The sequence below is a fragment of the Undibacterium sp. GW821-FHT11B02 genome, from assembly GCF_058808955.1.
Genome location: NZ_JBXASD010000012.1, coordinates 205,483 through 217,180 on the forward strand (window position 1 = coordinate 205,483; position 11,698 = coordinate 217,180).

An 11,698-nucleotide genomic window follows, 5' to 3' on the forward strand; every position below is an offset into this window, starting at 1 on the left:
GGCAAAGCGGGGCCCTGGCAAGTGCCCAGCCTTGCCTATTGGTTTGCCCGCTATTTTTTGCGCGATGTCAGACGATCAGACGCCCAGATAGGCTTTCTTGACATCTTCATTGTTCAGCAGTTCTTGCCCTGTTCCCTGCATGACGATACGACCTGTCTGTATTACATAACCATGATGGGCAATCGCCAGTGCCTTGTGCAAATTTTGTTCTACCAGCAGTATCGACATACCCTGTTCATTGATCAGTTGTATGGTGTCGAGTACCTTGGTGACGAACTTGGGAGCGATCCCCCAGGAAGGCTCATCCAGCAACAGCAATTTGGGCTTTGCCATCAGGCCACGGGCAATCGCCAGCATCTGCTGTTCGCCACCGCTCATAGTCCCGGCCAGTTGATAGCGCCGCTCCTTCAGGATAGGAAACAGCGTGTACATAGTGTCTATGGACTCGGCCACTTCATCATCGTCGCGGCGCGTGTACGCTCCCAGTTGCAGGTTTCTTTCCACCGTCAGGCGGGCGAATATACGCCGCCCTTCCGGTACCAGCGACAGACCCAGACCTACCCGTTTGCTGGCAGGTATTTTTTCCAATGGCTTGCCGTCAAAAATTATTTGACCGGCATCGGCTGCATTCAAACCGGCGATGGCCCGCAAAGTGGTGGACTTGCCATTACCGTTACCGCCGACCAGGGCAACGATCTTGCCCTTCTCGACATCGATATCGACTTTCGACAAGGCCAGCACGCCGTCATAACTGACTCTCAGATTTCTTACTTGCAGCATCATTCATCTCCCAGATAAGCCGCGATCACTTTGGGATCGTTAGATACTTGTTCAGGACTGCCTTCGGCTATTTTCTTGCCGTAATCAAGCACAACTATTGCATCGGCAATCGGCATGATGCCTTCCAGCACGTGTTCAACGATCAGGCAGGAAATACCTTCTTCACGGATATTCAAGACCACATCCACAGTCTCTTTGACTTCGGTCGGGTTCAGGCCCGCCATCACTTCATCCATCAGCAACAAGCGTGGCCTGACTGCCAGTGCACGTGCCACAGCCAGACGCCGCTGCTCACTGATGGTCATGCTGCCAGCCGGCTTGTCTTTAAACTGTCCAAGATTAACAAAGTTCAGCAGTTTCGCGGCACTTTGTCTGGCGTCAGCCACATTCTTATTGATCAGGAATGCGCCAACCATGACGTTTTCCAGCGCTGTCATACTGGTGAAGGTTCGCGCCACCTGGAAGGTCCTGCCTATGCCAGCTCGCGCACATTGCTCTGGGCTCATACCGGATACCTTGATGTCATTCATCCAGATTTCACCGGTAGTCGGCGGTGCATAGCCGGCGATGCAGTTAAACATGGTGGTCTTGCCAGCGCCGTTCGGGCCTATCAGACCAACGATCTTGCCAGCGCCGACTTCAAACGACACATCCTGATTGGCGGTAATACCGCCGAAGCGTTTGCTGACACTTTCTACTCGTAATAAGCTCATGCTGCCTCCTTGCTGCCTTGTGCATCCTGGGTGTCTTGTACGTCCCGTACCTGTTGTGCCTTGACCGCTTTTCTACGGGCAAAAAATTGCTTAATCCAACCCATCACACCTGTCGGATAGTAGACAGCAATCACCACGATCAATGCAGCATAAATCACCAGATCAGTACCACGGCCAGAGCCGCCGAACAGGGCACGTGTTCCCTCTTCAATGAAGGTCAGTACGCCTGCACCGATTACCGGTCCCAGCAAAGTGCCAACTCCGCCCAATATCGATACCAGTGCCATCTTGATTGACAGTCCGGTGTGCAGAACTGAACCCGGATCGATATACAATTCCTTCTGCGCATACAGGCTGCCACCGATGGCGGTAAAAAAACTGCTGACGGCAAAAGCAATCTGTTTATATCGACTCAGATTAATGCCCAGGCTGCGCGCCGCATCCGGTTCATCCTTGATAGCACGAAAGTAGTAGCCAAGATAACTGTGTTCTATCCAATAATTCACCGCCAAGGTCAGCAACAAGAGCCCAAGGGCGATGTAATAATAGGGTTCCTTGTCAGTGAAAATCATGCTGGCCCAGCCTTGTTGATCCATGGGTATGGTCAGCCCCACGGCACCACCTGCATATTCCCAGTTGGTGAAAATGATCTGGATAATTTCAGCAACGGCAATGGTCGCCATGCCAAAATAATGCCCGTTCAGGCGAAAGCATGACCAGCCTATGATCAGGCTAATCAGTGCCGCCAGTACGCCGCCACATAACATCGCCAGCCATGCGTTCATACCCCATTGAGTCAGCAGCAGTGTTGATGTGTAAGCGCCCAGTCCATAAAAGGCGACGTGCCCTAACGATACCTGACCGGCATAACCACCGACGATATTCCAGGCGACGCCCAACTGCGCCGCCATCAGGATTAATATCGCCAGATTCTGATGTGACGGGTCTTTGACGATGACGGGTACCAGCAAAGCACAAATCACACATAGCGATAACAGTATGTATTTAACCGAGGATTTCCCATGGGAATCAGGTGCCAGCAATTCATGCGCCGATGTCACGGTTTTCTCTTGTATGTTCATATTTTCACCTTATTTCTTGCCTTATTTTTCACCTTACTGCTTACCCATCAGCCCTTGCGGGCGGAACATCAGCACCGCCAGAAACAATCCAAGCACCAGCGCCAGCTTGTATTGCGGCCCAATCAGGAAACCACCCATGACTTCGATGACGCCGACAATGATCCCTGCAAGCAAGGCCCCGATGACGCTGCCGAAACCACCCAGGTTGACCACCACAAAAGCAATCAGGATGAAGTTCGCCCCCACTTCAGGGAAGATGGGAAAGAAGGTCGATAACAAAGCACCTGCCACACCTGCACATGCAGCCCCGATGCCCCAGGCCATGGCAAACATTTTTTGTGAATCGATACCCATCAGTTGAGCCGCTTCTTTATCAGCAGCAGTAGCTTCCAGCGCTGCCCCGGCACGGGTTTTGGTCAGGAACAGGTAAATCCCCATAGTCACCAGGATGGCACCAACGCCTGCCGTCACCTGGGGCATACCCACCTGTATACCGAATATCTGAACCGCACCAGATACCACAGAATGATCGACTGTTCTGAAATCTGGCTTCCAGAAAAATTGCGCCAGACCACGGAACAACATCATCAGACCAAAGGTCGTAAAAATCTGCGACAGCATGGGTGCATTGGTGATTTTTCTGATGATGAGCTTGTACAGAATTACGCCAAGCGCAAACAAAAACAATGCTGTTAATGGCAGAGTAAATATGGGGTCCAGTGCAAACAGCGAGTACATCCAGAAACTGGAATACATGCCGAACATTAAAAATTCACCATGAGAAAAATTGACGATATCCATAACGCCAAAGATCAGCGTCAAACCAATCGCGACCAGCGCATAGATCAATCCAATCAAGATCCCTGACGCCAGGGTTTGAATAATAATTTCAAGGGACATAAGTTCTCCTCGTACTTCCTATATATGTAAAACCGACGTCAGGTATTCGTCAGACAATTTACCGAGTATCTTTTTTCTTACCCGACCAGAGCCGGGTAAGTATGTTTCATGTCTTATTTACGTTTTACTTGCGTTGATCCCACTTAGGCATAGGCCAAACAACGTCTTTGGTTGCCAGATCAAAAGGCCAGACCGTGTTGTATTTGCCGTCAATGATCTGTACCAGAATGCCGGAACCCAAAACGTTTTGACCATGTTCATCAAACTTCACACCTTTCCACGGCATGATCAGTTTGTTGGCAGGGATATTGGTTTCAGTCAGCGCTTTGCGAATCGCTTCTGGTTCGGTAGAACCGGCACGGTTGATCGCGTCGACCAGCGTCATCAGGCCAGTAAAGGTACGGGAAGAATTACCGGTAAAATCAGCCTTGTATTTACTGTTATATAAATCATTGACTTGCTTGATCAACGGATTATTCTTGGCCAGATCAGGTGACCAGACTTCGCGGGTGATAACGTAGTCAGCATCCTTGCCCAGCGTGCGACGGAATTCAGTATCGGTAAATCCGGCGTTATTCGCCAGGATCATGTCAGGTGAAAAACCCAATTCCTTATAGGTTTTCATCGACATGATGGCGTCACCCAGATAAGAAGACTGCATCACCACTTGCGGGCTGGATGATTTCAATTGCTGTACTTCAGAAGTCAGTTGTGTGCTTTTCGCTGGATAAACGATGGTCTTCACCAGGTTGTAGCCTTTTTCTGCCGCCAATTTGGTTTCCAGCTTGGTGGTTTCATTACCCCACAAAGTGTTTTCATTAAAGGTCGCCAATTGCTTGACCTTGATGCCTTTTTTTGCCTCCAGTTCTTTAAAGAAATCAAAGAAATTATGGACGAACAAATCATCATGCGCCGTAGTACGGAAGAACCATTTGAAGCCGCGCTGTGTCAACGTGGAAGAAGAAGACTCAGGATTAACATAAGGAATCTTGTATTTTTCTGCGACCTGACTGGAGGTTGCCGTCACGTTACTGAAGTAGGCACCGACAATGGCCACCACTTTTTCCTGGGTAATCAGCCTTTCAGTTTCGGTCGCACCAATTTGCGGATTACCCTGATGATCAGCAAACACCAGCTTGATCTTGGCACCTTTCAGGTTAGGCAAACCACCGCCAGCAGAAAATGGCAGATTAGGGATATTTTTGGCACCATTGTTGACGATATCGGCAGCCAGTTCCAACGCATTTTTCATTTCACTGCCTGACGATGCTGCTGCACCAGACAGGGGGTAAATCACGCCTATCTTGATCTCTTGCTGTGCATAGGCAGAGTAGCAAAAACTGATGCTAAGGCCGAAACCCAGGCTGGCCAGTACGCCGGCACGGGCAATTTTCCTGATGGTATTTGTAAACATTATTAAACGCTCCAATTTAATTAAATGTGAGCCCTCTGCTGCTGCCTTGATGAGAGCCGTTTCCTATGCTGCTACTTCTGTCCTTGCCTGTATTGGCCTGCACCTGCCAGTCAAAGATTTACTTCATCGACCTTTCAGTCGTGTATTTCAATAATATGGATACCTCGTCACTGCTTGCTGTTTTCAACCATTCCCGGACGAACTGTTCACCCAGTCTGTCAAGGTTGTTTCTTAATAGTGCATCGACCCGGTCGACTTTCACTTTATTGTTACGTAACTGGTTTTCATAACCGGCATCGCTGTCCCTGCTCATATTCCAGCCACGTTTTTCTGCATGCTGCGCTGCATCCATGATTTTCTTTTGCGTATCCGGGTCAAACCTGGAAAAGATCTTTTGACTGATGAAAACCATATTCTTTGGTATCCATGCATTCGCCCGGTAGTAATACTGCATCTTGCTCCACGCTTTGGTTTCCACCCCGGTCCAGCTTGAGGTAATCATCAAATCCAGTTTGTCACTGGCAATCGCCTTTTCCAGATCAATTACCTGTACCGGAACTGCTGTCGCCAGGGCCAGTTCGGCGATCCTTTCACTGGCCGGGTTATAACTGCGCATGCGCATCCCCTTGAAATCTGCCAGCGAACTCAGAGGCTTTCTTGAGTATAGATTCTGTGGCGGCCAGGGTACTGAGTAAAGCAACTTCAACCCCCGCTTGTTCAGCGCTTTTTCGACCTCAGACTTTGACGCCATCCACAAGTTATATGCATCTTCATAACCTCTTACAGTAAATGGAAGTGAATCCACACCAAATACCGGTATATCTTTTGCAAGACTGGACATGATGACTTCCCCAGCCTCTGCTTTTTCACTCATAACACCTGCAAAAATCTCTGCCGGTTTTAACAAGCTGCCGGCAGCAAAAACACTCATCTTCACCCGCCCATCCGTGCTTGCCAAAACATCCTTGGCAAACTGTTGCAAGTTCACGGTTTGAAAGTTGTCTGCCGCATAGGCGGTAGCGAAACGCACCTCTACTTCTGCCGCCTGTATCGGAGCAGACAAGGCTGCTGCCAACAGTGCCGCCACTACTTTCAGTCCTGCACATCTATTAAAACCTTCTCGAAAATGGGTACATGACGAGGAGAAGATCAGCTTATTTTGCTTTAAGTCAGACATCATTTACCCTTTCGATGTTTTATATCGTAAACGTTTTATCGATAAAACGTCAATAAAATATATTATATTTAATCTCAATAAACACTACAATATCATTAAAGGAAAAATCTACAAGATGTTTATAAAGTTTTTTTCTTTCTCTGAATCTGTTTTAAAAAACTGCACCACGCTGTGGCGGAGATGCACAAGAACAGTGATGTTTTTTGTTTTTTTAGTACTGGAAATCCATTCCATTCGCTGCCTTCGAGCAATAGTTAAATGCAGGAACTGTCTGATTTTTGACACAAGGACTGCTGAACAGGATGGGGTGGTGGATCAAACCGAGATTAGACTTTGCCGGTGGACGGCAACATCTCTTTATGAAAGGTGGTTGCAAAATGAACGAACAGAAACAAGCACACGAAGACCTCCCTGAAGATCAACGCTGGCAATTCTGGATAGATCGTGGTGGTACGTTTACCGATATCGTGGCGCGCCGTCCGGATGGAAAACTGCTGACACATAAATTATTGTCAGAAAACCCGGAACAATATAAAGACGCAGCCGTTGCTGGTATACAAAGTCTGTTGGGTTTAAGCTCCGAACAGAATATTTCACCTGTGCTGGTATCTGCTGTAAAAATGGGAACTACCGTTGCCACCAACGCCCTGCTTGAACGCAAGGGTGATCCAACGGCGCTGATGATCACAAACGGTTTTCGGGATGCTTTACGTATCGCTTACCAAAACCGGCCACGCCTGTTTGACCGTCATATCGTATTGCCAGAACTGCTGTATGAAAAGGTGGTGGAAGTCGATGAACGCATCGACGCCCAGGGCAATGTGTTGCAGGCACTGGATGAAGAAGCCGTCAAAGCGGCGCTGGCTACCTTATATAAGGATGGCTACCGTGCACTGGCAATCGTACTGATGCATGGCTATCGCTATACACAGCATGAAGATTGCATAGGCAGACTGGCGGCGGAAGCAGGTTTTACCCAGATTTCCATTTCCAATAAAGTCAGCCCGATGATGAAGCTGATCTCACGCGGTGATACTACAGTGGTGGATGCTTACCTGTCCCCCATTCTGCGGCGTTATGTTGATCAGGTCGCCAGCAAGATGGATGGTGTACGTCTGTTCTTCATGCAAAGCAATGGTGGCCTGACGGATGCGCATCGCTTCCAGGGCAAGGATTCCATTCTCTCCGGTCCGGCAGGCGGCATCGTCGGCATGGTACGCACAGCGCAGACTGCAGGCTTCGATAAAATCATCGGCTTTGACATGGGGGGTACATCGACGGATGTATCCCATTACGCCGGTGAATTTGAACGGGAATTTGAAACACAGGTCGCTGGTGTCAGGATGCGGGCACCGATGATGAGTATACATACGGTCGCTGCTGGCGGTGGCTCTATCCTGCACTTCGATGGTACCCGCTATCGCGTAGGCCCTGACAGTGCCGGTGCAAACCCTGGCCCGACCAGCTATCGGCGCGGCGGCGAGCTGGCCGTTACCGATTGCAATGTGATGCTGGGAAAAATCCAACCAGCTTATTTCCCTAAAGTGTTTGGTCCCAAAGCAAACATGTCGCTGGACCGCGATGCAGTGGTGGAAAAATTCACAACCATGGCTGCAGAGATAGAAAAAGCTACTGGCATACGCAAGTCACCGGAAGAAGTTGCTGAAGGCTTCATAGAAATTGCCGTCGGCAATATGGCCAATGCCATCAAATTCATCTCGGTACAACGCGGCCATGACGTGACTGACTATACCCTGACCACCTTTGGTGGTGCGGGTGGTCAGCATGCCTGCCTGGTGGCGGATGCACTGGGTATGACAAAAGTATTTGCCCATCCATTCTCTGGTGTACTGTCTGCTTACGGTATGGGTCTTGCAGACCAGACCGCCATGCGCGAACAAGCCATGGAGTTGCCGCTGGCACCAACCTCCCTCCCCGCACTGGAAAAACATCTGGCCCGCTTGTCGACATCAGCTAAAAATGATTTGCTTGAGCAAGGTGTGTTGATAGAAAATCTCAGCGTCAAACAGCGTGTGCATTTGCGCTATGAAGGAACGGATTCCGTCATTGTGGTTGGCATGCAGGATATCACCGGCATGATTTACCAATTTGAATCTGCCTATAAAAAACGTTATTCCTTCCTGATGCCGAACAAGCAGTTGGTGATTGAGGCGATTTCGGTAGAAGCCATAGGTAATTCGGGTGAAGGAAATGAAAGCGTCGAATACCTGCCACCAAGAGAAAATAATCAGGTATTGAAACCGGTAGAAATCGTCCAGCTGTTTTCGGGCGGCAAATGGCACGATACCGGCCTGTATGCGCGTGAAGACATGCGCCCGGGCGATCACATCAAGGGCCCTGCCATCATCGCCGAAAAAAATGCCACCAATATTATCGAACCAGGCTGGGGAGCCGAAGTCACGGCATTGGATCACCTGGTATTTACCCGACTGGAAGCACGCCCGAAGCGCCAGGCTATCGGTACCAAGGCAGACCCGGTGATGCTGGAAGTATTCAATAATTTGTTCATGAGTATTGCTGAACAGATGGGCTTGCGCCTGCAAAATACCGCTTTCTCGGTCAACATCAAAGAACGACTGGATTTTTCATGCGCGCTGTTTGATGCCGAAGGCAACCTGATTGCGAATGCACCACATATCCCTGTACATCTGGGCTCCATGGGTGACAGCATCAAGACCATCATCCGCGCCAATGCAGGTAGCATGAAACCGGGCGACGTGTATATGCTCAACGACCCGTATAACGGCGGCACGCACTTGCCGGATGTCACGGTCATCACCCCAGCCTTCAATGCCGAAGGAACTGAAGTACTTTTCTATGTTGGCTCGCGCGGTCACCATGCCGACATAGGCGGCATCACACCTGGTTCCATGCCCGCAGACAGCACGGTAGTAGAAGAAGAAGGCGTGCTGATCAATAATTTCAAACTGGTCAGCGCCGGCAAGTTCCTGGAGAAAGAAACAATCGCCCTGCTCTCGTCCGGCAAATATCCTTGCCGCAATATCCATCAAAACCTGGCCGACTTCCAGGCGCAGATTGCTGCCAATCAAAAAGGCGTCGATGAATTACTGAAAATGGTGCAGCACTATGGACTGGACGTGGTTCAGGCCTATATGAGCCATGTGCAAGATAATGCAGAAGAAGCTGTCAGACGCGTCATCACGGCCTTGCAGGATAGTCATTACGAGTACAAACTCGATAACGGTGCCATCATCAAGGTTGCCATCCGGGTTGATCATGCCTCGCGTTCTGCTGAAGTGGACTTCACCGGTACCTCGCCACAACTGAACAATAACTTTAATGCACCCAGCGCGATTTGCATGGCTGCCGTGCTGTATGTATTCCGCACATTGATTGATGACGATATCCCACTCAATGCCGGTTGCCTGAAGCCACTGAAAGTCATCATCCCTGAAGGCTCCATGCTGAACCCGCGCTATCCGGCTGCAGTGGTGTCCGGCAACGTGGAAACCTCAAGTTGCATTACCAATGCGCTGTATGGTGCACTGGGTGTAGTCGCATCATCACCCGGCACCATGAATAACTTCACCTTTGGTAATGATGATTATCAGTACTATGAAACCATCTCTGGCGGTTCTGGTGCGGGGGAAGGCTTCAATGGCACAGACGTAGTGCAAACCCATATGACGAATTCACGTCTGACCGATCCAGAGATTCTGGAATGGCGTTACCCGGTCAGGCTGGAAAGCTATGAAATCAAGCCAGGTTCAGGTGGCGTAGGTCGCTGGCATGGTGGTAATGGGGGCGTCAGGAAGATACGCTTTCTGGAAAACATGACTGCCTCTATCCTGTCGAATAATCGCGTGTATGCCCCTTTTGGTGCTGCCGGTGGTGCAGATGGGGCTTGCGGTAAAAACTACGTCATCAGAAATGATGGTAAGACTGAGGAACTGGGTTTTGTCGCCAGTACCGATATGCAGCCTGGCGACATCTTTGTGATTGAAACACCAGGTGGGGGTGGTTACGGTAAAGCATGATGTACGCTGCTGTGCACATTGCCAGCCACAATGGCAGGCAATGTGACTGGCATTGAATGTATCAAAAGAAATGGCCAGTGATGAAGTGATCGCTGGCCATTTCTTTTTCAACATGCACGACAAAATAATTCCCACCCATTGCTGACGTTCAATTACTTCTCCAAACTCAATTTCAACCTTTTAACAACGTTTCATCAATTATTTATCAACGATTTGTAAATAATATATATGTAAACATCTTATTTTTCATCGATAATAAATTACCGACTGCAATGACATGAAATCCAGTCGGTAATCGCCCATATCGCCGGTATAGCTTGCAGATCGCATCATGGATGCCACATCCATGCGACGAGGCATCCCGGCAGCAGGTGATTCTTTAACAGCGAAATTGTTCCTTACTTATTTTTGAGAGAATCAAATGAAAAAGACGTTTCTTGCACTTGCCTTACTTGGCACTATTGGCACTTTTACTGGCTCGGCTTCGGCACAATCTTCCGTCACCATTTACGGTATAGTGGACACTGGTATCGCGATAGAAAATGGCGGCAGCGCTGGTTCTGTCAGCAAGCTGACCAGCGGTATTGGTTCCGGTTCGCGCCTGGGCTTTAAAGGTACTGAAGATCTGGGTGGCGGCTTGTCTGCCTTCTTCCTGCTGGAAAGTGGCATCAACGTCGATGCTGGCTCGCTGGGTCAGGGTGGACTAATGTTTGGACGCCAGGCGTATGTCGGTTTAAAGGGTGATTTTGGTACGTTGACTGCAGGTCGCCAATACACACCCGAATATCTGACACTGGCATTTGCCGATCCTTTCGTCACCGGCTTCGCTGGCGATGCCGCCAATATCATGCCTAACTCAGGCGCGGGTTCCAGCCGCATGGACAATACCTTGAAATACGTCACACCTTCATTTGACGGTCTCACTGGTGAGCTTGCATATGGTTTCGGCGAGACAGCAGGCGACACATCTGCCGGTCGTCAGCTTGGCGCTGCGATTGCCTATACGTCTGGCCCATTTGCAGTTCGTCTTGGCTACCACAACCGTAACAATGACACTGCCACACTGAAAAATACCGATGATGGCAAAACCACCCTGCTGGCCGCTACCTATGATTTTGGTGTACTCAAAGCGCATCTGGCTTACGGTGTCAACAAGGGTCTGAACAGTTCACCACTGCGCAATACCGCTAACCCATTTGGCAGCCTGATTGCACCAACGGCTTCTACAGATTCCAGCGATCTGCTGCTGGGTGTCACCGTACCATTTGGTAGCAGCAAGGTGCTGGCTTCGTATATCCGCAAAGACGACAAGACAGTGAAAAACCAGGATGCCAGCCAACTGGCCGTGGCTTATATATATTCATTATCCAAGCGCACTGACCTGTACGCAGCCTACGCAAAGATAGATAACAAGAATGGTGCTGGCTATACGGTAGGTAGCGCGATTGAAGCAGGTTCTGGTGACAGCGCCCTGAATTTCGGCATACGTCACAGTTTCTAGAACTCATTTCATTAATAGGGGTGAGATGCGTTTGTCTCATAACGTGGGCTGGCAAGGGTAAAGCAGGGGTTTCGTGCAGCATGCTGCACGCCTGCGTACGATGTGCGCTTAC

General features: G+C 49.6%; 8 protein-coding genes. 2 read left to right on the forward strand and 6 right to left on the reverse strand.

Annotated features, from left to right (window positions below):
- Positions 1 to 75 precede the first annotated feature (75 nt).
- From AC1RVX_RS23815 to AC1RVX_RS23840, 6 genes are all read right to left on the reverse strand, one after another.
- A complete protein-coding gene (locus tag AC1RVX_RS23815) occupies positions 76 to 780 on the reverse strand; it encodes an ABC transporter ATP-binding protein (protein WP_493219086.1) in 705 nt (234 codons plus the stop codon).
- Positions 780 to 1,493 (reverse strand): ABC transporter ATP-binding protein, encoded by a 714-nt coding sequence (locus tag AC1RVX_RS23820; protein ID WP_493219073.1) that lies wholly within the window; start codon positions 1,491 to 1,493, stop codon positions 780 to 782. The genes AC1RVX_RS23815 and AC1RVX_RS23820 overlap by 1 nt, the downstream gene beginning before the upstream one ends.
- On the reverse strand, positions 1,490 to 2,575 hold the full coding sequence (locus AC1RVX_RS23825; RefSeq protein ID WP_493219074.1) for a branched-chain amino acid ABC transporter permease: 1,086 nt from the start codon (positions 2,573 to 2,575) through the stop codon (positions 1,490 to 1,492). The genes AC1RVX_RS23820 and AC1RVX_RS23825 overlap by 4 nt, the downstream gene beginning before the upstream one ends.
- 33 nt (positions 2,576 to 2,608) lie before the next feature.
- Positions 2,609 to 3,475, reverse strand: a complete 867-nt coding sequence (locus AC1RVX_RS23830) for a branched-chain amino acid ABC transporter permease (protein ID WP_493219075.1) — start codon at positions 3,473 to 3,475, stop codon at positions 2,609 to 2,611.
- A 124-nt stretch (positions 3,476 to 3,599) separates the two neighbouring features.
- Positions 3,600 to 4,889 carry an ABC transporter substrate-binding protein gene (locus AC1RVX_RS23835; protein WP_493219076.1) on the reverse strand — a complete coding sequence of 430 codons (1,290 nt, stop codon included), beginning with the start codon at positions 4,887 to 4,889 and terminating at the stop codon, positions 3,600 to 3,602.
- Between the two features lie 118 nt (positions 4,890 to 5,007).
- Positions 5,008 to 5,976, reverse strand: coding sequence for a TRAP transporter substrate-binding protein (locus tag AC1RVX_RS23840; RefSeq protein ID WP_493219077.1), 969 nt, complete (start codon positions 5,974 to 5,976; stop codon positions 5,008 to 5,010).
- 467 nt (positions 5,977 to 6,443) lie between these two features.
- Here AC1RVX_RS23840 and AC1RVX_RS23845 point away from each other — a divergent pair, with 467 nt between their 5' ends.
- Together AC1RVX_RS23845 and AC1RVX_RS23850 are read left to right on the forward strand one after the other, a co-directional pair.
- Positions 6,444 to 10,085 carry a hydantoinase B/oxoprolinase family protein gene (locus AC1RVX_RS23845; RefSeq protein WP_493219078.1) on the forward strand — a complete coding sequence of 1,214 codons (3,642 nt, stop codon included), beginning with the start codon at positions 6,444 to 6,446 and terminating at the stop codon, positions 10,083 to 10,085.
- A 421-nt stretch (positions 10,086 to 10,506) separates the two neighbouring features.
- Positions 10,507 to 11,586, forward strand: a complete 1,080-nt coding sequence (locus tag AC1RVX_RS23850) for a porin (protein ID WP_493219079.1) — start codon at positions 10,507 to 10,509, stop codon at positions 11,584 to 11,586.
- The last annotated feature ends 112 nt before the right edge of the window (positions 11,587 to 11,698 follow it).

Excerpts from the sequence above, each read along its gene's own strand:
- AC1RVX_RS23815 (WP_493219086.1), bottom strand. The coding sequence starts at position 780 with ATGCTGCAAGTAAGAAATCTGAGAGTCAGTTATGACGGCGTGCTGGCC.
- AC1RVX_RS23820 (WP_493219073.1), bottom strand. The coding sequence starts at position 1,493 with ATGAGCTTATTACGAGTAGAAAGTGTCAGCAAACGCTTCGGCGGTATT.
- AC1RVX_RS23825 (WP_493219074.1), bottom strand. The coding sequence starts at position 2,575 with ATGAACATACAAGAGAAAACCGTGACATCGGCGCATGAATTGCTGGCA.
- AC1RVX_RS23830 (WP_493219075.1), bottom strand. The coding sequence starts at position 3,475 with ATGTCCCTTGAAATTATTATTCAAACCCTGGCGTCAGGGATCTTGATT.
- AC1RVX_RS23835 (WP_493219076.1), bottom strand. The coding sequence starts at position 4,889 with ATGTTTACAAATACCATCAGGAAAATTGCCCGTGCCGGCGTACTGGCC.
- AC1RVX_RS23845 (WP_493219078.1), top strand. The coding sequence starts at position 6,444 with ATGAACGAACAGAAACAAGCACACGAAGACCTCCCTGAAGATCAACGC.
- AC1RVX_RS23850 (WP_493219079.1), top strand. The coding sequence starts at position 10,507 with ATGAAAAAGACGTTTCTTGCACTTGCCTTACTTGGCACTATTGGCACT.